Source organism: Aestuarium zhoushanense (assembly GCF_056431045.1).
On sequence record NZ_JBWKMA010000022.1, the window covers coordinates 345750 to 370393 of the forward strand.

Annotated in this window: 25 protein-coding genes; 6 read left to right on the plus strand and 19 right to left on the minus strand. The window is 58.5% G+C overall.

The window, feature by feature from the left end; translation table 11 throughout:
• Nucleotides 1–3 precede the first annotated feature (3 nt).
• The 3 genes from AC07ED_RS09150 to AC07ED_RS09160 form a co-directional block, all read right to left on the minus strand.
• Entirely contained in the window at nucleotides 4–1080 is a 1077-nt protein-coding gene (locus tag AC07ED_RS09150; protein ID WP_105235516.1) for an FAD-binding protein, read from the minus strand.
• The gene (locus AC07ED_RS09155) at nucleotides 1077–2507 is read right to left on the minus strand and encodes an FAD-linked oxidase C-terminal domain-containing protein (protein WP_105235517.1); all 1431 of its coding nucleotides are present in this window, start codon (nucleotides 2505–2507) and stop codon (nucleotides 1077–1079) included. Before AC07ED_RS09155 ends, AC07ED_RS09150 begins: the two co-directional genes overlap by 4 nt.
• Before the next feature lie 91 nt (nucleotides 2508–2598).
• Nucleotides 2599–3369 (minus strand): IclR family transcriptional regulator, encoded by a 771-nt coding sequence (locus AC07ED_RS09160; RefSeq protein WP_245918061.1) that lies wholly within the window; start codon nucleotides 3367–3369, stop codon nucleotides 2599–2601.
• 89 nt (nucleotides 3370–3458) lie between these two features.
• Here AC07ED_RS09160 and AC07ED_RS09165 point away from each other — a divergent pair, with 89 nt between their 5' ends.
• Together AC07ED_RS09165 and AC07ED_RS09170 are read left to right on the plus strand one after the other, a co-directional pair.
• A complete protein-coding gene (locus AC07ED_RS09165; protein ID WP_105235519.1) occupies nucleotides 3459–5591 on the plus strand; it encodes a malate synthase G in 2133 nt (710 codons plus the stop codon).
• Nucleotides 5592–5603: 12 nt separating this feature from the next.
• Nucleotides 5604–6026: a GlcG/HbpS family heme-binding protein gene (locus AC07ED_RS09170; protein WP_067549742.1), complete on the plus strand. Its 423-nt coding sequence runs from the start codon at nucleotides 5604–5606 to the stop codon at nucleotides 6024–6026.
• A gap of 55 nt (nucleotides 6027–6081) precedes the next feature.
• Here AC07ED_RS09170 and AC07ED_RS09175 read toward each other — a convergent pair whose 3' ends face one another.
• The 8 genes from AC07ED_RS09175 to AC07ED_RS09210 form a co-directional block, all read right to left on the minus strand.
• Complete coding sequence (locus AC07ED_RS09175; protein WP_167668775.1) at nucleotides 6082–6243, minus strand: hypothetical protein; 162 nt, start codon at nucleotides 6241–6243, stop codon at nucleotides 6082–6084.
• Between the two features lie 4 nt (nucleotides 6244–6247).
• Nucleotides 6248–7606, minus strand: a complete 1359-nt coding sequence (locus AC07ED_RS09180; RefSeq protein WP_211096398.1) for an amidase — start codon at nucleotides 7604–7606, stop codon at nucleotides 6248–6250.
• Nucleotides 7590–9014 carry a TRAP transporter large permease gene (locus AC07ED_RS09185; RefSeq protein WP_105235521.1) on the minus strand — a complete coding sequence of 475 codons (1425 nt, stop codon included), beginning with the start codon at nucleotides 9012–9014 and terminating at the stop codon, nucleotides 7590–7592. The genes AC07ED_RS09180 and AC07ED_RS09185 overlap by 17 nt, the downstream gene beginning before the upstream one ends.
• Before the next feature lie 59 nt (nucleotides 9015–9073).
• A complete protein-coding gene (locus tag AC07ED_RS09190; RefSeq protein WP_105235522.1) occupies nucleotides 9074–9643 on the minus strand; it encodes a TRAP transporter small permease subunit in 570 nt (189 codons plus the stop codon).
• A gap of 67 nt (nucleotides 9644–9710) precedes the next feature.
• The gene (locus tag AC07ED_RS09195; protein ID WP_105235523.1) at nucleotides 9711–10850 is read right to left on the minus strand and encodes a TRAP transporter substrate-binding protein; all 1140 of its coding nucleotides are present in this window, start codon (nucleotides 10848–10850) and stop codon (nucleotides 9711–9713) included.
• A gap of 153 nt (nucleotides 10851–11003) precedes the next feature.
• Entirely contained in the window at nucleotides 11004–11966 is a 963-nt protein-coding gene (locus tag AC07ED_RS09200; protein ID WP_105235524.1) for a 2-hydroxyacid dehydrogenase, read from the minus strand.
• Between the two features lie 55 nt (nucleotides 11967–12021).
• On the minus strand, nucleotides 12022–12894 hold the full coding sequence (locus AC07ED_RS09205) for an NAD(P)-dependent oxidoreductase (RefSeq protein ID WP_105236375.1): 873 nt from the start codon (nucleotides 12892–12894) through the stop codon (nucleotides 12022–12024).
• A 137-nt stretch (nucleotides 12895–13031) separates the two neighbouring features.
• On the minus strand, nucleotides 13032–13907 hold the full coding sequence (locus AC07ED_RS09210) for an AEC family transporter (protein ID WP_105235525.1): 876 nt from the start codon (nucleotides 13905–13907) through the stop codon (nucleotides 13032–13034).
• Nucleotides 13908–14188: 281 nt separating this feature from the next.
• Between AC07ED_RS09210 and AC07ED_RS09215 the strand changes: the two genes are divergently transcribed.
• Nucleotides 14189–14395, plus strand: a complete 207-nt coding sequence (locus tag AC07ED_RS09215) for a cold-shock protein (RefSeq protein WP_105235526.1) — start codon at nucleotides 14189–14191, stop codon at nucleotides 14393–14395.
• A 178-nt stretch (nucleotides 14396–14573) separates the two neighbouring features.
• Nucleotides 14574–14891, plus strand: coding sequence for an arginine transporter (locus AC07ED_RS09220; protein ID WP_105235527.1), 318 nt, complete (start codon nucleotides 14574–14576; stop codon nucleotides 14889–14891).
• Between the two features lie 4 nt (nucleotides 14892–14895).
• On the opposite strand, the gene AC07ED_RS09225 is transcribed toward AC07ED_RS09220, so the two are convergent.
• Nucleotides 14896–15648, minus strand: a complete 753-nt coding sequence (locus AC07ED_RS09225) for an SDR family NAD(P)-dependent oxidoreductase (protein WP_105235528.1) — start codon at nucleotides 15646–15648, stop codon at nucleotides 14896–14898.
• 88 nt (nucleotides 15649–15736) lie between these two features.
• On the opposite strand from AC07ED_RS09225, the gene hisF reads away from it, so the two are divergent.
• Together hisF and AC07ED_RS09235 are read left to right on the plus strand one after the other, a co-directional pair.
• Nucleotides 15737–16495: an imidazole glycerol phosphate synthase subunit HisF gene (hisF, locus tag AC07ED_RS09230; RefSeq protein WP_067549611.1), complete on the plus strand. Its 759-nt coding sequence runs from the start codon at nucleotides 15737–15739 to the stop codon at nucleotides 16493–16495.
• Nucleotides 16492–16803, plus strand: coding sequence for a phosphoribosyl-ATP diphosphatase (locus tag AC07ED_RS09235; RefSeq protein WP_211096447.1), 312 nt, complete (start codon nucleotides 16492–16494; stop codon nucleotides 16801–16803). Before hisF ends, AC07ED_RS09235 begins: the two co-directional genes overlap by 4 nt.
• 39 nt (nucleotides 16804–16842) lie before the next feature.
• On the opposite strand, the gene AC07ED_RS09240 is transcribed toward AC07ED_RS09235, so the two are convergent.
• From AC07ED_RS09240 to preA, 7 genes are all read right to left on the minus strand, one after another.
• A complete protein-coding gene (locus tag AC07ED_RS09240; protein ID WP_105235530.1) occupies nucleotides 16843–17823 on the minus strand; it encodes an ABC transporter substrate-binding protein in 981 nt (326 codons plus the stop codon).
• Between the two features lie 41 nt (nucleotides 17824–17864).
• Entirely contained in the window at nucleotides 17865–18713 is an 849-nt protein-coding gene (locus AC07ED_RS09245; RefSeq protein ID WP_105235531.1) for an ABC transporter permease, read from the minus strand.
• On the minus strand, nucleotides 18710–19657 hold the full coding sequence (locus AC07ED_RS09250) for an ABC transporter permease (protein WP_105235532.1): 948 nt from the start codon (nucleotides 19655–19657) through the stop codon (nucleotides 18710–18712). The genes AC07ED_RS09245 and AC07ED_RS09250 overlap by 4 nt, the downstream gene beginning before the upstream one ends.
• Nucleotides 19650–20423: an ABC transporter ATP-binding protein gene (locus tag AC07ED_RS09255; RefSeq protein ID WP_105235533.1), complete on the minus strand. Its 774-nt coding sequence runs from the start codon at nucleotides 20421–20423 to the stop codon at nucleotides 19650–19652. The genes AC07ED_RS09250 and AC07ED_RS09255 overlap by 8 nt, the downstream gene beginning before the upstream one ends.
• Nucleotides 20424–20442: 19 nt before the next feature.
• Nucleotides 20443–21897, minus strand: a complete 1455-nt coding sequence (gene hydA / locus AC07ED_RS09260; protein WP_105235534.1) for a dihydropyrimidinase — start codon at nucleotides 21895–21897, stop codon at nucleotides 20443–20445.
• Between the two features lie 15 nt (nucleotides 21898–21912).
• Complete coding sequence (locus AC07ED_RS09265; RefSeq protein WP_105235535.1) at nucleotides 21913–23163, minus strand: Zn-dependent hydrolase; 1251 nt, start codon at nucleotides 23161–23163, stop codon at nucleotides 21913–21915.
• Nucleotides 23164–23341: 178 nt separating this feature from the next.
• Nucleotides 23342–24643, minus strand: coding sequence for an NAD-dependent dihydropyrimidine dehydrogenase subunit PreA (gene preA / locus AC07ED_RS09270; RefSeq protein WP_105235536.1), 1302 nt, complete (start codon nucleotides 24641–24643; stop codon nucleotides 23342–23344).
• Nucleotide 24644: the final 1 nt, after the last annotated feature.

Here is a 24644-nt window from a genome sequence, read left to right on the forward strand (position 1 = left end):
GGATCACCCGTTGAACAACCCGCGTGGGTCGTAGGCTTTTTGCAATGCAGTGGTCAGTTGGGCAACGCCGTCAGCGGCGGGTTCGAGCGCGGGCGCATCCCCTGCCCCGCGCAGACGCGTTGCGTGGCCGTGCAGCCCGCCGAGCGCCGAACGCAGGTCAAATCCGTTATCCGTGCTCGCCCAGAGGAGCGCGCCGCCCCAGTCCAAGGTCACATCGACGCCCATGCCCATCAGACGCTCAGCCGCTTTCGCGCCATTGCTGGCCCGCAGGGACACGCGCCAAATATCGCGATCCGTGGTGGCCGCAAAGCGCGCGTCGCGCAGATCGTCCCACGGGTTTTCATCGACGAGGGTCAGACCCGGAAGCAGGCGCGAGAGTTGGTCGGCGCGGTAGCTGACGGAATCGTTAAACCCTTCGATCCGAAGGAGAATACGGTCCTGATGCCATGCGGCACCGTTGACCTCGAACGGGGAACCGAGCGCTTTGGACAAGCCCGCAACCGCCGCGATGGGCGATTGTTCGGCCAGTGCCATAGTGGCGGTGCGTTCGGGCAGTGGCAGCACCTTGAGCGAGATTTCGGTCATCACGCCGAGTTTCCCACGCGCCCCGCAATGGAGGCGGGCAATGTCATAGCCCGTCACGTTTTTCATCACGCGGCCACCGTTTTTCACGATGCGTCCGCTGCCATCGACGAACCGCAGGCCCAAGAGCATGTCACGAGCCGACCCAGCTTGAACGCGGCGCGGGCCGCAGTGGTTCAGCGCGATCATCCCGCCGAGTGTTGGTTCGCCCGTGGTGCCCAGAACGGCGCGGTGATCCATTGGTTCAAACGGCAGCCGCTGACCGTTGTCGGCCAAGAGCGCGTTGATCTCTGCCATCGTGGTCCCTGCTCCAGCCACGAGGGTCAGCGCACCAGGTTCATAAAGGCGCACGCCCGATAGCCCAGCGGTCGACAGACGCTGATGGCCCGCAGGCGTATGGCGGGTGCTGCCGCCGACGATGTCGAACGGCCCAGAGGCAGACGCGATAATGTCGGACAGTTCGTCTTCGGTCGTCGGGGTGAATGTCGTTTGGGTCATGCGCGGCGGGCCTCTGACGCATCAAGCGGAAATACTTTGGCCGCGTTCAAGAGCCATTTCGGGTCGAACACATCCTTAACGATCATCTGCGCCTCTAGGTCTTGGGCGTTGAATTGCGCGTGCATGAGGTCACGTTTTTCGATGCCAACGCCATGTTCGCCCGTGAGACAACCACCGACCTCAATGCAGAGGCGTAGGATATCGGCGCCCATCGCCTCGCACCGTTCGAGATCACCAGGTTTGTTCGCATCAAAGAGGATCAGCGGGTGCATATTGCCGTCGCCCGCGTGGAAAACGTTCGCAACGCCGAGGCCGTATTCCTTCGACAGTTCACCGATCCGCTCGAGGACGTAGGGCAGTTCAGACACAGGGATCGTGCCGTCGAGGCACATGTAATCGTTGATCTGACCCATCGCGCCAAAGGCCGATTTACGGCCTAACCAGATACGGGCAGATTCATCGGCGGAACGGCTTTCGCGGATTTCGTCAGGGTTATGCCGTTCGGCAATTTCGCGGATCAGGGCAAGCTGGTGATCGATTTCGCGGTCAGAGCCTTCGACCTCGATGATCAAGAGCGCCTCGCAATCGGGGTAGCCCGCTTTGGCGAAGGCTTCGCAGGCCTCGATGCACGGGCGGTCCATGAATTCGATGGCGACGGGGACGATGCCTGCCTGAATGATGTCGGACACGCAAGCGCCCGCGACGGCGGAGGAACCAAAGGCCACCATAACAGGGCGTGCGCCTTCGGGTTTAGGCAAGATGCGCAGCGTGGCTTCGGTCACGATACCCAACTGGCCTTCGGCACCGCAGACCACGGGCAGAAGGTCGATGTCGCCTGCGTCCATATGAGCACCACCGAGGTCAATGATCGTGCCGTCCATCAGCACCATCCGCAGGCCCAGGAGGTTGTTCACTGTCACCCCGTATTTGAGGCAATGCGCTCCGCCAGAGTTCATGCCAATGTTGCCCGAAATCGCACAGGCGAGCTGCGACGAGGGATCGGGGGCGTAGAACCAGCCGTCCTCTTCAATTGCGGCGGTGACAGAGAGGTTCGTGCGGCCCGTCTGGATGCGCATGATGCGGTCGTCGTAATCGACTTCGAGAACATCCGTCAGACGGGCAACGCCGACAACAACAGCGTCCGCAGTCGGCAGCGACCCACCCGCGAGTGAGGTGCCTGCACCGCGCGGGACAACAGGAATACCACGGTCGTGGCAGAGCTTTAGGACGGCGGCGACCTCTTCGGTGTTGCAGGGCAGAACCACAGCGAGGGGCGTGCAGCGATAGGCAGTGAGTGCGTCACATTCGTAGGCACGCAGGCCAATCACGTCCTCAATCACACGGTCCGCAGGCACCACGGATTTGAGCGCGGCAATATGATCTGCGCGGCGCGACAAAATCTCTGCGCTTGGAATTGGCATGTCCATCTGTTCGTCCTCCCTGATTTAACAATAGGCCGAAACGCGGAAAGACCAACGCAATTTTTCCAGTTTTTCCATCTAGTGGAAAAATGGACTATTAAGCGGTTCCGCGCAGCGATTCTGTCAATGATTGTGCCATATCGCGGATGCGAACGCCGACTTCACTGATGCGATCAGGGGAAAGGCGCGAGGAGAGTGCAGAGACGGAAATCGCGCAGACTGCATCCTCTGCACGCGACAAAACCACCGCAGCAACGCAGCGCAAACCAGCGGCGTGTTCTTCGTCGTCGACTGCATAGCCGACCTCGCGGATGTGGCGAATTTCGGTCATTAAAGTATCGAGGTTTCGGTGCGACCGAGGGGTCATTGGGTGGAACCCTGCCCGCTCTGCGAAGCGTTCGATTTGATTGTCCGACCACGTGGCCAAAATGGCCTTTCCCATGCCCGAACAAAAGGCTGGAACGCGCCCGCCTGTGGGGGAAATAGCGCGGACGATTTCGCGGCTTTCTACTTGAGAAATCGTAACAATTTGCTCACCGTCCAGCACGCCGAGGTTCGCGGTTTCGCGAGTCTCATCCCGCAGTTTTCGCAGGTAGGGCAAGGCGGGTGTGACAAAGTTATATTTCTGCACATAGGCCGACCCGACAGAGTAGGCCTCGCGCCCGATATGCCAAAGCGCACGCTCTGGATCGAAGTAGGCAAAGTTGTCGATTTCGAGCGTGGTCAACAGACGGTGGGTGGTGGACACAGCGAGGCCCGCACCCTTGGCAAGGTCGCTGACACGGTGGCCTTCGTCCGAGGCCGCGAGGGCCTTGAGCAGGGTCATCGCCCGCTGCACCGACTGAACTGATCCGACTTTCTGTTTCATCGACATTTTCCGCATCGTGAAAAACTATTTCGTCGATGGTTAACACCCCGCCTGCCCTCGGTCTACATTTTTAAAAAATGGAGGCCGCTATGACTTATGTAAAACGCTCTGAACTTGAGGTGTCTGCTGATCTGGCGGCTCTCATCGAAAACGAAATCCTGCTTGGCATTGATGCTGATGCATTTTGGGATGGGTATTCCGCCCTTCTCAAAGACCTCGTGCCTGTGAACCGCGCGTTGATTGAAAAGCGTGAGGATCTGCAAGCGCAGATCGACGCATGGTATAAGGCGCAGAAGGGCAAGGACTTTGACGTCGAAGAGGCGAACGCGTTCCTGCGCGAGATCGGCTATCTGCAGCCCGCACCAGCGCCGTTCGAGATCAAGGTTGAAAACGTTGACCCAGAGATCGCAAGCATTGCGGGTCCGCAGCTGGTTGTGCCTGTGATGAACGCACGCTTTGCGCTGAACGCGGCGAACGCACGTTGGGGGTCGCTCTACGATGCGCTCTACGGCACGGACGCGATCGAAGGAAAGCCTGCTGGCAAAGGCTATGACGCTGAGCGTGGCGCAAAGGTTGTTGCCTGGGCGCGTGCGCATCTGGATGAGGTTGCTCCGCTGGCCAATGGATCGTGGGCGGATGTTGAGGCGCTCGACGCAGGTGAGGCTCTGTCGATCACCGTTGGTGGCGCTGCAACCACTCTGAAAGACGCGAGCCAATACGCGGGCTACCGTGCGAATGGCGATGTGATGCTGCGCGTCAACGGCCTGCTGATCGAGATTAAGATCGACCGCGAAAGCGCGATTGGTGCGACCGATCCTGCTGGCATTTCGGATATCCGTCTGGAAAGCGCACTGACCGCTATTCAGGACTGCGAGGACTCTGTCGCTGCAGTGGACGCTGAGGACAAATGCGTTGTCTATGCGAACTGGCTGGGCCTGATGAAAGGCACGCTGGAAGAAAGCTTTGACAAGGGCGGCAAGGTCATGACCCGTCGTCTGAACGATGACGTGACCTATACGGCGCCGAATGGTGAGGCCGTTACCCACCCCGGTCGCGCGCTGATGCTGGTGCGCAACGTGGGTCACCTGATGACCAACAACGCGGTTCTGATGAACGGCGAAGAAACCCCCGAGGGCATCATGGACGCGGTGATCACCGTGGCTTGCGCGATGCACGATCTGGCTAAAACCGACGGGATGCGGAACTCGCGCAGCGGGTCTGTTTACGTCGTGAAGCCAAAGATGCATGGCCCCGAAGAGGTTGCCTTTGCCAACACGCTCTATGGTCGGGTTGAGGACATGCTCGGCCTGCCGCGCGATACCGTAAAGCTCGGCATCATGGACGAAGAGCGCCGCACCTCAGCGAACCTCGCGGCTTGTATCAACGCGGTTAAGACGCGCTGCGTGTTCATCAACACGGGCTTCCTCGACCGTACGGGCGATGAGATCCACACGATGATGCAGGCAGGCCCTGTGATCCCGCGTGGCGAAATGGCGGGGAGCTCGTGGCTCGGTGCCTATGAGAACGGCAACGTGGACACGGGTCTGGCGGCTGGCCTCACGGGTCAGGCGCAGATCGGCAAAGGCATGTGGGCGCGTCCGGACGATATGGCGGATATGCTCAAGGCGAAAATCGGTCACCCGAAGGCTGGCGCGAATACCGCTTGGGTTCCATCGCCCACCGCTGCGACCCTGCACGCGACGCATTACCACCATGTGAATGTGTCCGAGGTTCAAAACGAGCTGCGGTCGCGTGACCATGCCTCGCAGAACGCGCTGCTGACGCCGCCTGTCATGATCGGCCGCAATGTGTCGGACGAGGATGTGACCCGCGAGTTGGACAACGCCTGCCAGTCCATTCTGGGCTATGTGGTGCGTTGGGTTGATCAGGGCATCGGCTGTTCCAAAGTGCCAGACATCGACGATGTGGCCCTGATGGAAGACCGCGCGACACTGCGGATTTCGTCGCAATACCTCGCCAACTGGATCGAGCATGGCATCTGCACCGTAGATCAGGTCGAAGCGGCCTTCCGCCGTATGGCACCGAAGGTAGACACGCAGAACGCGGGCGATCCGGCATACAAACCAATGGCACCGTCGTTCGATGGCGAGGCGTTCAATGCGGCGCGTGCGCTGGTGCTCGAAGGGATTTCGCAGCCGTCGGGCTACACTGAACCGCTTCTGTATAAGGCGCGCCTGCGCGTCAAAGCTGCTGCGAAGTGATCGGAGAGCGTCATGCAAATCATTAAGCGACTAGACCTGAACGACGCGCGCATCCTCCTTGAGGGTGCGCGGGCCAAAGCGAGTGAGATTGGCGTTCCGATGTGCATCGCGATCACAGACGAAGGCGGCAATCTGGTGGCTTTTGAACGGATGGACGGCGGCAAGGTCACGTCGATCACTATCGCCATCGACAAGAGCTTTACCGCGTCGGCGGCGAAAAAGGCGACGCATGATTACGGCGCGATTAGCCAACCCGGTGGTCCGACCTATGGCATCGACTCTGCAATCGGGGGCCGTTTGATGGTCGTCGGTGGCGGTCTGCCCGTCATCGTCGACGGGGACGTTGTGGGCGGCATCGGTGTGTCGTCAGGCACCCCAGCCCAAGACCGCGAGGTCGCACAGGCGGGCATTGATCACTTCCTCGCCACGCTCTGAGGTCAAATAGATAAACGAAAACGGGCGGCTCTGGGGCCGCCCGTTTTTTATGTGCTTAGCTCTTTTTGGCAAAGCAGGTGGTGTAGAGGTCCCAAAGGCCCAGTGCCACCGTGATTGCAATCACTGAGATCAAGTCAACGCGCGGGACATGGATCACAAGGATCGACAAGAAGGCGATGACCACCAAAAACGCAAATACAGCAATCGTATTGTTCATAGTCTCAGTTCCCTGTTTCGAGTGTTTCTATATGTGAGTTGAGCCATTTGGCTGTCCGCAAGAGCCGCGCATCATCATTGCGACGACCAACAAGCTGGACCCCCATCGGCATTCCGTTTTCCGCGACAAAGAGCGGGATCGTGACGCTGGGCATCCCAGCCAAGGTCCAAAGCCCGTTAAAGATTGGGTTGCCTGTGTCCTCTAACCCTTCGGGCGCGGGGCCGAGGGCAGCAGGACAGATGATCGCGTCTGCACGGTTAAAGATCGCCTCGAACCCAGCGTTCAACACCTCGCGCCAGTCGAGCGCAGAGATGTAGTCGCGGGCCATGACGTCTTTGCCCTTGTCGATGGCTGTGCGGAGTTTGTCCGACAGTTGATCCCGCCCACGGGCCTCCAAGTGGTAGTAGCATTTCGCCATTTCAGCGAAGTTGATCAGCTCGCGGGTTTTCGCGGCTTGGCTCAGTTCGGGCAGCGGGGCATCAATGCATTTGTCGCCCAAGAGGTCGACCAGTTCTTCGATGGCGGCGGTCATTTGCGGATCAGCCTGATCCCATCCCGGGATACGGGCCAAGGCAAAGTCGGGCAGCACGGGTGGTTTCGACAACGCCACGTCGAGCATCCGTGGCATTGGAACTGGGGACGTCGCGCGGTCCAGCGGGTCATGGCCTGCGATGACCTCGGTCAAGAGAGCGCAATCTTCGACGGTGCGGGCAAAGACGCCAACGGTATCAAGGTGTGGCGATTGCGGTAGGATACCCGTGCGCGGGATGAGGCCAAAGGTGGGTTTGAACCCAACGATCCCGCAGAACGATGCAGGTCGAATGACAGAGCCGCCCGTTTGCGTACCGATGGCAAAGGGCACCATGCCAGCCGCGACAGCCGCAGCAGAGCCAGAGGATGACCCACCGGGGGTGTGATCGGGATTATGTGGGTTGCGGGTTTTGCCCGCGTGCATGAACGCGGCCTCAGTCGTGACCGTTTTACCCAAGATGATCGCACCCGCAGCCCGCAGGCGTGCGACGATCCAAGCATCCTCGGACGGGACACGACCCGCGTCGATGGGGGTTCCGTTTTCGGTCGGGGTGCCTTTGGTGTCGATGATGTCTTTGAGACCAACAGGTAGCCCATGAAGCGGACCCAAGGGACGTCCCATTTGCCGCCATTGATCCAGACGCTGCGCCTGTTGAATGGCGTGATCGCCATCGAGCCACGCCCAAGCGCCAACCTGCGGTTCATATTCGGTAATGCGGTCAAGGCAGGCCTCGACCACATCGACGGCCGTGAATTCACCCGATGCGAGGCGGTCGCGCAAAGCGACCGCCCCCAAACCGAGTATGGCCTGTATCTTAGCGCTGCGGACCATAGACGGCATCCGGTAGGCTAAAGACAATCTGCGGGAAGGTGTACATGAGTAACATGGCTATCACGACCATACCGCAATACGGCAGCACGCCCTTGAAGATCTCGAGCAGTTTCACTTCTGGCGGAGCGATACCTTTGAGGTAGTAGGCACTCATCGCCATTGGTGGGGTCAAGAAGCTGGTCTGAAGGTTCAGCGCCACGAGCACACCAAAGAACAGCGGATCAATCCCGAACATCGGCAGAAGCGGCAGGAAGATCGGTACGAAAATGATGATGATTTCGGACCATTCCAGCGGCCAGCCGAGAAGGAAGATGATCAACTGAGCGATGATCAGGAACTGGATCGGTGTCAGATCGAGGTGGGTCACAAACTCTGCGATCACCTGTTCACCGCCCAAGTAGCTGAACACAGCCGAGAAGACATAAGAACCAACGAACAGCCAGCACACCATCGCGGTGGTACGGACGGTCAGATAGACGCTTTCCCGTAGACGATCAAAGGTCATGGCACGGTAGGCAATCGCCAGAACCATACCACCCAGCGCGCCGATCGAGGCTGCCTCGGTCGGGGTTGCCAGACCAAAGAGGATGGAACCAAGAACCGAGAGGATCAGGAGCGCAAGAGGCAGGAAGCTGGTCGCCAGCATCCAGAGCATCTTGCCTGTCGGAACCTCGGGCAGTTCGTCCTTGGTCGGTTTCGGCGCGAGTTTCGGGTTCAGGACCGACCGCACAACGATGTAAGTGATGTAGAGGCCAACCAGCACGAGACCCGGCAGCAGAGCCGCAGCGTAAAGACGCACGATCGAAACACCCGACGATGCTGCGTAAACGATCAGCATGATCGACGGCGGGATCAGAATACCCAGCGTACCACCCGCACAGATGATGCCAGCCGCAAAGCTGTGATCGTAGCGCATCTTGAGCATCTGCGGCAGCGCCAAGAGGCCCATCAGGGTCACAACCGCGCCCACGATACCCGTTGCGGTCGCAAAGAGCGCACAGGTGATCAGGGCGGCCACGCCGAGCGAACCTGGAATGTTGCGCGATGCGAGTGCAAGCGTGCTGAACAGCTTATCAACGATGTTCGCACGTTCCACGATGTAGCCCATAAAGAGGAACAGCGGGATCGCCGTGAGAACTTCGTTTGATATGACTGAGTAGGTTTGGTTGATGAAGAGGTCGAAAATACGGTTGTTATAGAACCCCTCTAGCCAGAGAGAGGTCGAGTCCCACCAACCAGCGTCTTCGGTCAGTCGGTTAAAGCTGCGCCACATGCGGGCAGCGTCAAAATAGGCGTAATAGCCAAAGCCTAGGCCAATCGCCATGAGCGTATAGGCAATCGGGAAGCCCAAAAACACGCAGGCAATAAAGATGCCCAGCATGGTAAGAGCGATTTGCGGATCGGTCACGGTGTGAACTCCAGTAATAGGACGGCAGATGAGTAGGTCTCAGCCAGATGGGGACCTGATTATTTGCCCTCAGATGCCTGTTTCATAAGTAGGGTTTCGGTTTCCTCTACGTCCGACGCCATCGGGGGCCACTTGCCCTCTTTGATGCAGATGATGCAGCGGAACACTTGCGCGATACCTTGGATCAAGAGCAACAGGCCTGCCGCAACGATCACAGTTTTGAACTGATAGATTGGAATGCCTGCGGGGCTGTTCACCGAGACCTCAGTGTAGCTCCACGACCGGCTTGCGTATTTCCAGCCCGAAAAGATGAGCGCGAGGATACCGGGGAAGAAGAACAGGATGTACAGTGTCAGGTCGACAATCGCCTGAGTCCGTTCCCGCCACAGCCGGTAGAGGAAGTCGCCGCGCACGTGCCCGCCACGCGACAGGGTGTAGGCGCCGCCCATCATGAACAACGTCCCATACATGATAAAGCTGATGTCCAGCGACCACGGTGTGGGGCTGTTCAACAGATACCGAACGAAGACCTCGTAGCTCATGCCAAGGGTCATCAGGATGATCAGCCATCCAAAAGCCTTGCCGAACCACGCAGATACAGTATCGGCAAATCGGATATATTTTAGCATTCGTAACTCCAGTCCGGACCAATCCTAGGTGAAAAAGGCGCGGTCCCCCGCGCCTTTTTGCTGATCATCAGAGCTTCAGCTTACCCGGGAAATAGTGGTCATATGCGAGGCCGAGGTCAGGTGCGTTCATCAGTTCGTAGTACGCAACTTTTTCGGTCCAAGCACGCTGGCTTTCCATGACACGTGCGTTGAACTCATCCGTTTCCAGATCAGCAATCAGCGTGTCCCAAGCGGCTAGCTGACCCGCGAGAATTTCTTTGGACGTACGGTGGACGGTGACGCCCTCGTCCGACTGAAGTTCTGCGAGGTCTTTCGAATATTCGCGCATCGCCAGAGCGGTGTTCGAGGTCGAAGACGCTTCAACTGCGTGTTTGAGGATCGCCTGCAGGTCTTCTGGCAGGTCTTCCATGAAGTCTTTGTTGAAGAGGAATTCGAACGATTCCGACGCCTGGTGATAGGACGACAGGTAGTAGTTCTTAGCAACGTCCTGCGCACCGAAACGACGGTCCGACGACGGGTTGTTGAATTCGAACGCGTCGATCACGCCACGCTCCATTGCGGGAACGATTTCGCCGCCCGGAAGCTGAGCAACCGACATACCCATGCTCTGCAGAAGGTCAGCAGCCAGACCCACAGTACGGTATTTAAAGCCGTTGAGGTCTTCGACGGTGTTCACTTCCTGTTTGAACCAGCCAAACGGCTGTGCAGGCATCGGCATACCCATCATACCGATGACGTTCAGGCCGAGGATATCTTGGGTCAGTTCGCGATACAGTTCTGCGCCGCCACCCTGATAGAACCATGCCTGCATCGTTGTAGCAGAGCCACCGAATACAGGGCCGGTGCCGAAGAACGACGCCGCTTTGGATTTACCGTACCAGTACACAGGCACAGTGTGCGCAGCGTCGAGAACGCCGTCATGCACAGCGTCCATCACCTGGAACGCGGCAACAACTGCGCCTGCTGGCAGAAGGTCGATCTTAATGCGGCCACCGGACATAGCCTCAACGCGGTCAACGTATTCGCGCGCGAAATCCATCCAGATGTCCGACGCAGACCACGAGGTCTGCATTTTCATTACGATCGGAGATTGGGCCAATACCGGCGGAGCCGCCAGAACGGTTGCGGCAGCAGCCGAACCACCTAGGGCACCGGTACGAATAAAGGAACGGCGCGACAAACGCGCAGTGTCAGTTTTCTTAGTCATTGATGTCCTCCCAGACGATTTCGGACACATCATGTGTCGTTAATCTATCTCATACGGTAGAAGGCCTTTCATCAAAATCAAGCAAATAAATTTATCTTTTCCACCAGATGGAAATCAAAATGAAAAAGAAAAAATTATCCTTAATTTTTAATACTATGCCACGCGGTCATGGGGCTCTTCACCCTTAAAATAGGCGTCCAGATTGTCGAGTGCACGATAGCCCATGGCATCCCGTGTCTCTTCGGTTGCCGAGCCAATATGCGGCAACATGAATATATTCTGCAAGGCAGCGAGCTTTGGGTTTCCGCCCGGCTCTGTTTGGAAAACATCCAACCCTGCCGCGAACAATTTACCTGACGTCAAAGCGTCAATGAGAGCGGTTTCATCAACCAATGCGCCCCGCGCCGTGTTCACCAAAATCGCCCGATCTGGCAAAAGCGCAAGGGTTTTGGCGTTGATGATTCCAGCGTTTTCAGCCGTGGATGGGCAATGAAGGCTCAACACGTCCGAACAGGCGAGAAGGCCTTCGAGGGTGTCGTGGTAGATCGCCCCTTTTTCCAGGTGTTCGGGCAAACGGCGGCGGTTGTGGTAATGGATTTCCATTCCAAACCCGCGCGCCCGTTCAGCGGTGACTTGGCCGACCCGCCCCATGCCCAGAACACCGAACCGTTTGGAGGTCACCTGACGCCCAACCATGAAGGCGGGCGACCAGAAATTCCACTGACCAGAACGCACCATCGCGTCCCCTTCGGCCCCGCGCCGCGCAGCGCCGAGCATACAGAGCATCGCGATTTCAGCGGTCGCATCCGACAGCACATCAGGAGTGTTTGTGACGACAATCCCCGCCGCTTTGGCAGCAGTAAGGTCGACGTGATCGGTGCCGACCGAATGGTTGGCGATGATCTTTAGCCCCGCGCCGATCTCAGCGATTACATCGGCGCTGAAAAGTTCGGAATGGCAGGGCAGTACGGCGTCAACAGTGCGGCAAGCCGCGATCAGTTCGTCGCGGGTGAACAGACGGTCCTCGGGGTTAAAGGTCACGTCATAGTCACGCGCCGCGCGCGCCTCCACGTCGGGTCGTAGTTTACGCGTAATCAGCAGTTTCGGCTTGGTCACGGTCGTCTCCTTCGTGGGGCGCGGCGGTTCGTTTCGTTACATGTGACGCGAGGGATTACCCCGCCGCACGAAGACGTTTGATGAGCGATGACGTATCCCAACGTCCGCCGCCCATTTTTTGAACGTCCTTATAAAATTGATCGACCAGCGCGGTGACCGGCAGGCTCGCCCCTGTTTCATCTGCGGTCGACAGACAAATGCCAAGATCCTTGCGCATCCAATCCACGGCAAAGCCATGTTCGAAATGGTCGTCGATCATGGTTTGGTAACGGTTCGACATTTGCCAGCTGCCTGCAGCGCCTTGGCTGATCACTTCGACCACGGATGCCCCGTCGAGGCCTGCTTTTTCCGCGAAATGCAGCGCCTCTGACAGACCCTGAACAAGGCCCGCGATCGCGATCTGGTTGCACATCTTGGTCATTTGACCCGCGCCAGAGTCGCCGATGCGACGGCAGATGCGCGCGTAAGAGGCAATCACAGGTTCAGCTGTGTCATATTGCGCCTGAACACCGCCACACATGACCGACAGGACGCCATTTTCGGCACCCGCCTGCCCGCCCGAAACTGGCGCATCCACAAACCCGAGGCCGAGCGCCTCAGCCGCGGCGAACAGTTCGCGTGTCACAGCGGCAGACACGGTGGTGTGGTCGACAAAAATCGCGCCCTTCGACATGCCCGCAAAGGCACCATCTGCCCCTGTGCAGACGCCGCGCAAATCGTCATCGTTTCCAACGCAGGCGAATACAATGTCCGCACCCGCAGCGGCCTCACGCGGGGTGGCTGCCATCGCGCCGCCATGCTGGGCGACCCATTTTTCGGCCTTGGCCGCGGTGCGGTTATAGACGGTGACGTCATGCCCCTTGGCCTGCAAATGGCCCGCCATCGGGTAACCCATCACGCCAAGCCCTAAAAATGCTACCTTTGTCATCGACATCCTCCCTCATTCGAATTCTTGGAATTGGTGAATAGTTAGGTCTAATTTTGCAAGCACAAAACTTTTTGCATTTGCGGCGGTTCGGGCGTCATTTCTGATCGCCCTCCACCGCCGGATTTTCGGCCCCATCGTCACATCAAGGCCAGCAATAGCCCGAGGGGCAAAACGATCAGACTGCCGAAATGACCTGTGACGACCATGGAGGCGACCTTGTTGGGCTCTGCATCGTATTTGTCGGCGAGCATGTAGTTGAACACAGCGGACGGCAGACAGGCAAACAGGATCAGCGCGCCGCGTTCGATCCCTTCGAGCGGAATGAACAACAGTATGATGTAGCAAGCAAAAATCCGCGCCAGCGTGGTCAGTGCGGTGCCGCGCACGCCTACCCCGACATCGCTGATTGCACTGGTGGACAGCCGCGCACCGAGTGACAAGAGCATCGTCGGAACAAGGATATTCCCGATCATCGTCAGCGGTGTATCCACCCATTTCGGGAAGGTCAGACCAAACTGTGAAACGGCTATTCCCGCAACCGTCGCCCAGACCAGAGGATTGGTGAACACGATCCGCCAATGGGTTCGACCACTCATCACGCCCGCGCCCAGTGTGAAATGGAGGATGTTGGATAGGACCAGTAAAACCACCGCAATCGGCAGTCCTTCAGGCCCAAAGGCGAGCACGATCAACGGAATGCCAACGGGTCCGACATTGCCGAACATGACGCAGGGCAAAAGGGAACGCCAATTCGCACCCGAGAACCGAGCGAAGGGGTAGGCCAATACACCACTGGCGAGGATGAGCAGCACAGAGGCCATTGCAAACATCGCCGCTGACAGCGGATCGAAGTCTTTATTCGAGAGTGACGTGAAAATTAAAACGGGTAGCGCGATATCGACGATCATGCGGTTAATGCCAGACAAATCGGGCTTTACCGCACGGCTGTAAACAAATCCGACCGAAATAATTATGAAGATGGGCAGGACTACTTCGAGAATTTGGAAAATCATGTGTCCCGCATTTCTTTAGACCGCTCGCTTTGGTTTCATAAGGCAGCGGACTTTCATTTGCAGTCAAGGCGCCAACTTGGCTGAACTAGAGCGGGCAAACGGTCGGACAAGGATGCCCCGCCAGGGCGGTCCCCGTTTTCGTTTGCGTAAAGGGGGACACTCTGTTAGACGGCGGATGCAATCTGAATTTCGACACTGTTCCTTACCCGGCCCAGCTATTCGACGTTGAGCTGCCGGCGGCGTCGCGTTTTGCGGGCGCCTTAACATAAAGGAACTACACCATGGCTAATGGTACCGTAAAATGGTTTAACGCAACCAAAGGCTTCGGCTTCATTGAAGTTGAAGGCGCACGTAACGACGTTTTCGTTCACATCTCTGCTGTTGAGCGCGCTGGCCTGACCGGTCTGAAAGACGGTCAAGCGGTTACTTTCGACATCGAATCCGGCCGTGACGGTCGCGAGTCGGCTTCGAACCTCGCTCTGGCATAATCGCCGATTGAATATGTCCTTCGGGACCGGAACAGGGCGCAGTTTTGCGCCCTGTTTTCGTTCGAGCCTTATGCCGCGTGGACATTCGGCCCCCTCTCTGGCACTCTGCCCCTGAGAGGCAAATCAGCCCAGCAAAGCCCACGTTGATGGGTGGGGCGTTTAATCGGCAGAGGTTTTTATGGTCCGTTTTGTGATGGCCGGAATGGCTTGTTTGGCACTGATGTCCTGTGGTGGTGGACGATCGGGCGCGTCTGGCGATATTTCGAAGGCTTGTATGTCGAGCCACCGCACCGCTGCGAACCCTGCGCTGTGTTCTTGCATCCAGCGGGCGGCGAACCAGACCCTGCGTGGGTCGGACCAGACCCGCGCGGCGGAACTCTTCGGCGATCCGCAAAAAGCTCAAGATACGCGCCAATCCGATAACCCCGCGACCGAGGCGTTTTGGCTGCGCTACAAGAACTTCGCTCAGACCGCCGAAACCATGTGCCGCGCGTGATCGATTAAATCGATCCCGCATCCACAACGTAGTTCGTCGCCGTGCACATCTTTGCGTCGTCAGAGGCAAGGAACAGCACCATGCGTGCAACGTAGATCGGATCGATCAGATCGGGCAGGCACTGACGCTCTTTGTGTTTCGCGATGCCTTCGGGCGTGACCCAAAGCTGCTTCTGCCGTTCGGTCATAATCCAACCCGGAACCACGGTGTTCACACGGATGCGATGCGGGCCGAGGTCACGCGCCATGCCACGGGTCATACCGTGCACAGCGGCCTTTGCTGTGGTGTAAGAGGGCATACCGCCTGCGGCTTCCCACCAGCTGTTTGACCCCATATTAATGATCGACCCGCCCCCTTTGGAGATCATGCCGTCGGCCACGGCTTGGATCGCAAAGAACATATGGCGCAGGTTGGTCGCCTGACGCTGGTCCCAGTATTCAGGCGTTACATCGCGCCAATCGTGGCGGTCATCGCGGGCGGCGTTGTTGACCAGAACGTCCGCATAGCCGACCTCGTTCTCTAGCGCGGCAAAGGCCACGCGGAGGGCGTCGATATCCGTGAGGTCTGCCGCTGCAAAAGTCAGATCACCGTCGACTTCGTCCATCAGTTTAACGGCCGCGTCCTCATCAATGTCGATAAAGCCGACCTGCGCCCCTTGGGCTGCAAAAGCCCGCACAATATCCGCACCAATGCCTGACGCACCGCCTGTGACGAAAACGACTTTGTCTTTGAGGCTCGGGTAGTTTGCGAATGTCATTCGTATTCTCCTTATTTGTGCGGACCATTTCACACCACGGCGCAAACGACAACTTGCCCGTTGCGCCCTGCCCGCGTAAGGAAAGGTCATGCTAAAGACCCGTATCATTCCCTGCCTAGATGTCGCTGATGGCCGCGTGGTCAAGGGCGTCAATTTCGTTGACCTGATCGACGCCGGTGATCCCGTCGAAGCCGCAAAGGCCTATGACGCCGCAGGTGCGGACGAACTGTGTTTCCTCGACATTCATGCGACCCATGAGAACCGCGGCACGATGTTCGATCTGGTGACCCGCACAGCAGAGGCCTGTTTCATGCCCCTGACGGTCGGTGGCGGTGTTCGGACGCACAATGACGTTCGGGCGCTCTTGTTGGCGGGTGCGGATAAGGTGTCGTTCAATTCGGCGGCTGTTGCGGACCCTGATGTGCTGACGGACGCGGCGATGCGGTTCGGGTCGCAGTGCATCGTTTGTGCGATTGACGCGAAAACCGTTGAACCTGGCCGTTGGGAGATTTTCACCCACGGTGGACGCAAGCCCACGGGCATTGATGCGGTCGAATTTGCAATCACCGCGATGGAGAAAGGCGCAGGGGAAATCCTGCTGACCTCGATGGATCGCGACGGGACCAAGGCGGGCTTTAACCTGCCCCTGACCAAGGCCATTTCGGACGCGGTGGATATCCCCGTGATCGCTTCGGGCGGTGTGGGGAACCTCGATCACCTTGTTGAAGGTGTGACCAAGGGTGGTGCGTCGGCTGTTCTCGCGGCGTCGATTTTCCACTTTGGCACCTACACAATCGGTGAGGCCAAAGAACACATGGCCGCTGCCGGCATTCCAGTGAGGCTCTGATGTCGCTTTACGATCTCGATAAAACCATCCAGTCGCGCAAAGGCGCAGACCCAGAGAGCTCTTGGACGGCCAAGCTGTTCTCCAAAGGCCCTGAAAAATGCGCTGAAAAGTTTGGCGAAGAAGCCGTTGAGGCGATCATCGAAGCGGTCAAAGGCGACCGTGAAAAGCTGATCGGGGAAGCGGCGGATAGCCTCTATCACCTGCTGGTGATGTGTGCGGCCCGCGATGTGACGCTCGCTGATATTGAGGCAGAGCTGGACAAACGCACATCGCAGTCTGGCATCGCCGAAAAGGCATCACGCGGATAAAAGGTTGGGCAGGAGATCACTCTCCTGCCCGTTTTCGTTTTACTGAAGCGCTGCGTCAGTGATCGCATGGGTCCATGCGCCCGACGGTTCAACAGTGATCACAGGATCAGAACCGCCAGCCAGCAAGGTCGCAACGGTGCGTTCATAGTCCGCAACATCCAGCGCGCCATTCGAACCAGCGGTCAGCTTCGCAACTTCACCCATCATGTAGATCTGGTGCTCTTCGGTCTGCGCGCCTGTCTCGTCGTTGTCGAGAACGATCATGGCTGCGTCTTCTGGGTTCTCTTCAGCCCATTTCCAGCCCTGCATCGATGCACGCACAAAGCGGACCATTTTGTCAGCGAAGGCCGGATCGTTGAGGTTCTCTTCGAGGACATAGAGACCGTCCTCAAGGGTTGCGACGCCCACGTCTTCGTATTTGAAGGTGACGAGTTCGTCGGGCGAAACGCCAGCCTCAAGCACCTGACCGAATTCGTTGTAGGTCATGGTAGAGATACAGTCGGCCTGACGCTGCAAGAGCGGGTCAACGTTAAAGCCCTGCTTCAGGACGGTCACGCCACCTTCGCCACCATCGGTGGAGATACCCTCTTGGCTCATCCACGACAGGAACGGATATTCGTTGCCGTAGAACCAAACGCCGATGGTGTGACCAGGGAAGTCGGCGGGGCCCGTGATGCCGCTGTCTTTCCAGCAGGTCAGCATGAGGCCCGAGGATTTATAGGGCTGTGCGATGTTGACGATCGGCAGGCCTTTTTCGCGGGCCGCCAATGCCGATGGCAACCAGTCGATCATCACGTCAGCGCCGCCACCCGCGAGCACCTGACCCGGTGCGATATCGGGGCCACCTGCGAGGATCGTCACGTCCAGCCCTTCGGCCTCGTAAAAGCCCTGCTCTAGCGCGACGTAATAGCCTGCGAACTGGGCTTGGGTGACCCACTTCAACTGAAGCGTGACATCGTCTGCAAAGGCTGTTGTGGCGGTGCATAGGGCGGCCACGGCGCCGATCATATAGGTCTTCATTGGGGTACTCCTTGTTGGTGGTGATCCGACTTTTGCGCCGGTTAGTGTTTTCGTTGCGATGGATGCCAGAAGGTCACCCATTGCTCGATCTTGGCGACCAGCCCGTAGAACAGGCTGCCCGCAATTGCCGCGACAACGATCTCTGCCCAGACCATATCAAGGGCCAACTGACCGACCGATGTCGAAATTCTAAACCCCATCCCCAAAACAGGTGAGCCGAAAAATTCGGCTACAATCGCGCCGATAAGCGCCAGCGATGTCGCAATTTTGAGCCCGTTGAAAACAAAGGGCATGGCGGCGGGGATGCGGAGTTTCAAAAGCGTTTGCGTGTAGGACGCGCCGTAAGTGCGCATCAGGTCGCGCTGCATGGTAGAGGTATCGCGCAGACCCGCGACCGTGTTCACCAGCATGGGAAAGAACACCATGACCACGACAACGGCGGCCTTGGACTGCCAATCAAAGCCGAACCACATCACGAGGATAGGCGCGGTGCCCACAATCGGCAGGGCCGCGACAAAGTTCCCGACAGGCAAAAGGCCACGGCGCAGGAAATCAAAGCGGTCGACGACAATCGCCACGAGGAAGGCCGCGCCACAGCCGATCACATAGCCGCTGAACGCGCCTTTGACGAAGGTTTGGAAGAAATCTGCCCAGAGGATCGCGAGGTTTGCGCCAAAGGCGGATGCGATGGCGGTGGGGGCTGGCAGGATCACGGCAGAGATGTTCAGGCCCGTGACCAAAAGTTCCCAGATGATCAGCACGGTTGCGCCGAAAATCAGCGGCACCCCTATTTGTGCAGCGGGCGTTTTGGCGGCGCGACCGTTGGCGATCACGGCGTTCAGACCCCAGCCCATGGCCCAGATCAGAGCGGCAAAGAGGACGTAGATCATGCCTGCACTCCCATCCGTTTGAGGGTGCGGGCCTCAACCCAGCCAATCAGCGCGACCAAGAGTGCTGCCATGCCAGCGGCAAAGAACAGTGCCGCCCAGATTTGTTCGGTCTGGCCGTAATACGACCCGCCCAGCATGCGCGCGCCTAGCCCACCGCGCTGCACAGGCAGTTCACCGACGATAGCACCGACGAGCGATGCCGCGATGCCGACCTTGAGCGAGGTAAAGAGATACGGCACCGAGGACGGCAGGCGGAGTTTCCAGAAGGTCGCGCCTTGACCCGCATTATAGGTGTGAAGGAGGTCCAACTGCATCGCATCAGGGCTACGCAGACCTTTGACCATGCCGACAACGACGGGGAAGAAGGACAGATAGGCGCTGATCACGGCCTTGGGGATCAGGCCTTGGATACCAAAAGAATAAAGGACCACGATGATCATCGGGGCCAGCGCCACAATCGGGATCGTCTGACTGACAATCGCCCAAGGCATGACCGACATATCCATGGTTTTGCTGTGCACAATGCCGACCGCGAGCAGCACGCCGAGGCCCGCGCCGATGGCGAAACCAACGACGGTCGCCGAGAGCGTGACCCAGCCATGATAGATCAGCGATTTATTCGACAGGCTGCCCGAGTTCACGATGCCACGGCGACCATAGACCTCTTCGGTCCATGTGCTATCCCAAAGCTCTGCCACGATCTGATGTGGCGCGGGCAGACGGGCGCGTTCGACCGACCAGCTCCCAGCTAGGGTATCGGTGTTTTGCAGCATCAGGGAAAACCGTCCGACCTCTGCGCGGGCGCGGGCGTTGTCGGGGGTCACTACGGCCCCTGCCCGTTCGGCAGCGGTGAGCGTTTCCTGCACGTTCATCGGGATACAGGCGACATACCAGAGCGCCATGATCGCGAGGACGACAGTCAGGATGGGGCCAACCTTAGTCATCAATATGCCCCGCACGCAGGCCTTCGCGGACACGGTGGGCGATTTCAATGAACTCTGCGCTGTCCCGAATATCCAAGGGACGTTCGCGCGGCAGGGTGCTTTCGATCACATCGGTGATCCGACCCGGACGGGGCGACATCACGACGATTTTGGTCGAGAGATAGACCGCCTCTGGGATAGAGTGAGTCACGAAGCCGATGGTTTTCTCTGTGCGGGCCCAGAGTTTCAAAAGCTCTTCGTTCAGTTTATCGCGGACGATTTCGTCGAGTGCGCCAAAGGGTTCGTCCATCAGCAAAATGTCGGCATCAAAGGCCAGAGCACGGGCAATCGACGCCCGCTGCTGCATCCCGCCAGAGAGCTGCCACGGGAATTTCTTTTCGAACCCAGTGAGGTCCACAAGATCGAGCGTCTTTTTCACCCGCTGGGATTGCTCCTCTTTGGAAAAGCCCATGACCTCTAGCGGCAGACGTATGTTACCGCCGATTGTACGCCACGGATACAGACCTGCTGCCTGAAACACGTATCCATAGGCCCGCGCCTTGCGAGCCTCGTCGGGGGTCATGCCGTTGACAGAGAGCGTGCCGCCCGTGGGATGTTCCAGCCCCGCGATGCAGCGCAGGAACGTCGTTTTTCCGCAGCCAGAAGGCCCGATGAATGAAACGAAATCGCCTTTCTCAATGGTGAGGTTGACGTCGCGAAGGGCATGAACTGGCCCGTCGTTGGTCTGAAAGGTAAGGTTGAGGCCTTTGGCTTCGATGACACTCATCAGGTCTTCTTCTTTCTTCTTAAACGCCCGTTGCCGGGATGCCGCTGCGTTCGACAGGACGCGGTGCGGTCAGTTCTTTCCACGTGGACAGGGCCTTGTTCACGGCGGTGTTTGGACCGCGTTTCACGAACTCGCCATGACCTTCTTGGGTGCGGATTTCACCATCATGGATGGCCACATGCCCGCGGGTCAAAGTGAAACGTGGGAGGCCCTTCACCGTCTGACCTTCGAACACGTTATAATCGATTGCCGATTGTTGCGAAGAGGCCGAGATGGTCTTTTCTTTCTCTGGGTCCCAGACAACGAGGTCCGCATCGGCACCCACGAGAACCGCACCTTTTTTCGGGTAGCAGTTCAGAATTTTCGCGATGTTGGTTGAGGTTACAGCGACAAATTCATTCGGCGTTAGGCGACCTGTGTTGACACCGTGGGTCCAGAGCATCGGCATACGATCCTCAAGCCCGCCTGTGCCGTTCGGGATCTTGGTAAAGTCACCTACGCCATAGCGTTTCTGATCCGTGGTAAAGGCGCAGTGGTCCGTTGCCACGACCGAGAGCGACCCAGATTGCAGGCCCGCCCAGAGGCTGTCCTGATGTTTCTTATTGCGGAACGGCGGGGACATGACGCGGCGGGCGGCGTGGTCCCAGTCAGCGTTGAAATATTCGCTCTCGTCCAAGGTCAGGTGCTGGATCAGCGGTTCACCCCAGACGCGTTTGCCGTTCATGCGGGCACGGCGGATGGCCTCGTGAGCCTCTTCGCAAGAGGTGTGCACGACGTAGAGTGGCACGCCCGCCATGTCAGCGATCATGATCGCGCGGTTGGTGGCTTCGCCTTCGACCTGAGACGGGCGGGAATAGGCGTGGGCCTCAGGGCCTGTGTTGCCTTCACGCAAAAGCTTGGCCGAGAGTTCGGCGACAACGTCCCCGTTTTCAGCGTGCACCATCGCGATGCCGCCCAGTTCGGAGAGACGCTGGAACGAGGCATACATTTCATCATCGTTCACCATCAACGCGCCCTTATAGGCCATGAAGTGTTTGAACGTGTTGATGCCGCGATCACGGATCACGGATTCCATTTCGTTAAAGACCTGTTCGCCCCACCATGTGACCGCCATGTGGAACGAATAGTCACAGTTCGCGCGGGTCGATTTGTTGTCCCACATTTGCAGGGCATCATGGAGACCCTGCCCCGGTGATGGCAGCGCAAAGTCGACGACCATCGTCGTGCCGCCCGCCAGTGCCGCGCGGGTGCCGCTTTCGAAATCGTCCGAGGAATAAGTGCCCATGAACGGCATTTCGAGGTGGGTATGGGGGTCAATGCCACCCGGCATGACGTAGCACCCCGTGGCGTCCAGTTCCTTATCGCCCTTGAGCCCTTGCCCGATTGCGGTGATGACGCCGCCCTCGATCAGGACGTCGGCCTTGTAGGTGAGGTCGGCGGTGACGATGGTGCCGTTTTTAATGACTGTGGTCATGGTCTGATCTCCCTCTTATTCGACGATGACCGCGCTTTCGAGCACGGCATGGAGGAGGACATCTGTGCCCGCCTTGGCCCACTCTGGGCTGATCTCTTCGGCCTCGTTGTGCGACAGGCCATCGACGCAGGGACACATGACCATGGTCGCGGGGGCCACACGCGCGGCCCAGCAGGCGTCATGCCCAGCGCCTGAGACGAGGTTCATATGGCTGTAACCCAACCGCTCTGCCGCGTTGCGGACATTGGTGACGAGGTCGGGGGCAAAGGTGACGGGATCGAAATGGCCGACCGCTTCGACCGAGCAACCGACGCCCAGTTCGGCAGCGATTTCAGCACCGCGGGTTTCAATCTCGGCCCGCATCGCGTCGAGTTTGGCCTGATCGGGCGTGCGGATATCGACGGTAAAGACCACCTTACCCGGCAGCACGTTGCGCGAGTTCGGAGAGAACCGCATCTGCCCCACACCGCCCACGGCGTTGGGCTGGTTTTTCATGGCGACCTCTTGGACCATTTCCAGTATGCGCGACATGGCGAGGCCCGCGTTCACACGCAGCGGCATCGGGGTAGAACCCGTGTGCGCCTCTTTGCCCGTGAGGGTGAATTCGAGCCACCATAGCCCCTGACAATGGGTGACGACACCGATGTCTTTGCCCTCTGCCTCTAGGATCGGGCCTTGTTCGATGTGCAATTCGTAATAGGCGTGCATCTTGCGGGCACCGACTTCTTCGTCGCCTTTCCAGCCGATCCGCGCGAGTTCATCGCCAAAGGATTTACCGTCGAGGTCGGTCCGCGCATAGGCGTAGTCCTGAGTGTGCATCCCCGCAAAGACACCAGAGGCGAGCATGGCGGGAGCGAAACGGGCGCCCTCTTCGTTGGTCCAGTTCACCACGACAATCGGGTGTTTGGTTTTGATGCCAAGGTCATTCATCGTCCGAACGGCCTCTAGCGCGCCGAGCACGCCCAGAACGCCATCATATTTCCCGCCCGTGGGCTGCGTGTCGAGGTGAGACCCCACATAGATCGGCAATGCGTCAGGGTCGGTGCCTTCGCGGGTCATGAACATATTGCCCATGGTATCGACGCCCATCGTCATTCCCGCTGCATCGCACCACGATTTGAACAGCGCACGGCCTTCGGCGTCTTCGTCGGTCAAGGTCTGGCGATTACATCCGCCGGCGATCCCTGGACCGATCTTGGCCATCTCCATCAAGCTGTCCCAAAGTCGATCCCCATTTACGGTCAGATTGCCGGTAAGTGCAGCCATTCCTGTCTCCTGATGTCCGAGTCTCTTTTGACCAAGCGGTAAAAGCATCCTCATGCTGACCGCTTTTTTGATCAAAACAAAGTGCTAAAATTTCGAGCGTAAGCCCAATTCTGAACCGTTGCGCGGCAGGTTTCTGGCAGCTTGCCCAAGAAACAGGCAGCCGCGCAACGTTTTTTCCTTACTCCGCAGCCTGCGCCGAAGGGTTATTCGGGTGCGTCGTCCAGTTCGCATAATCACCGCGTTTGCGGCCTGTGCGTTCGTCCAGCTCGCCCTTGGGCAGTTCGACCATGGTGATGCAGTCCTCAACGGGGCAGACATCCACGCAGAGGTTACAGGCGACGCATTCGCTGTCGTCCACCTCAAACACGCGGCCCTCTTTCATCAGGATCGCTTGGTGGCTGGTGTCCTCGCAGGCGATGTAGCAGCGACCGCATTTGATGCAGGCATCTGGGTCGATCTTGGCCTTCGTGACGTAGTTCAGATCGAGATACTGCCAATCAGTGACATTCGGCGTGGCCATGCCGATAAAGTCGGCGGTCGAAGTGTAGCCTTTGTCGTCCATCCATTCCGACAGGCCGCTGATCATCTCTTGGACGACCTTAAAGCCATAGGTCATCGCGGCGGTGCAGACCTGCACGTTGCCCGCGCCGAGTGCCATGAACTCTGCCGCGTCGCGCCACGTGGTCACGCCACCGATGCCCGAAATGGGCAGGCCAGCGGTCTGCGGGTCGCGGGCGATTTCGGCCACCATGTTCATCGCGATAGGTTTCACCGCAGGGCCGCAGTAACCGCCGTGCGTGCCCTTGCCACCGATGGTCGGCTGCGGGGCCATGAGGTCGAGATCCACAGAGGTGATCGAGTTGATCGTGTTGATCAAAGACACCGCATCTGCACCGCCAGCTTTTGCGGCGCGGGCGGGGTTGCGGATGTCGGTGATGTTCGGCGTCAGCTTTACGATCACGGGTTTGGAGTAGTATTTTTTGCACCATTCCGTGACCATCTGGATGTATTCAGGCACCTGCCCCACGGCAGCGCCCATGCCGCGTTCGGCCATGCCGTGCGGACAGCCAAAGTTCAGTTCAATCCCGTCGGCGCCTGTTTCCTCGACCATCGGGAGGATCGCTTTCCACGACTCCTCATCACAAGGCACCATCAGCGACACGATCAACGCGCGGTCAGGGTAGTCCTTTTTCACGCGGGTGATTTCTTCGAGGTTGGTTTGCAGCGGGCGGTCGGTGATCAGTTCGATGTTGTTCAACCCGAGGAGACGGCGATCCGCACCCCAGATCGCGCCATAGCGCGGGCCAGAGACGTTCACGACGGGCGGGCCTTCGGAGCCGAGCGTTTTCCAAACGACACCGCCCCAACCCGCCTCATAGGCGCGGCGAACGTTGTATTCCTTGTCGGTCGGCGGCGCAGAGGCGAGCCAGAACGGGTTCGGAGAGGTAATACCCAAGAAGTTTGTCGTTAGATCGGCCATG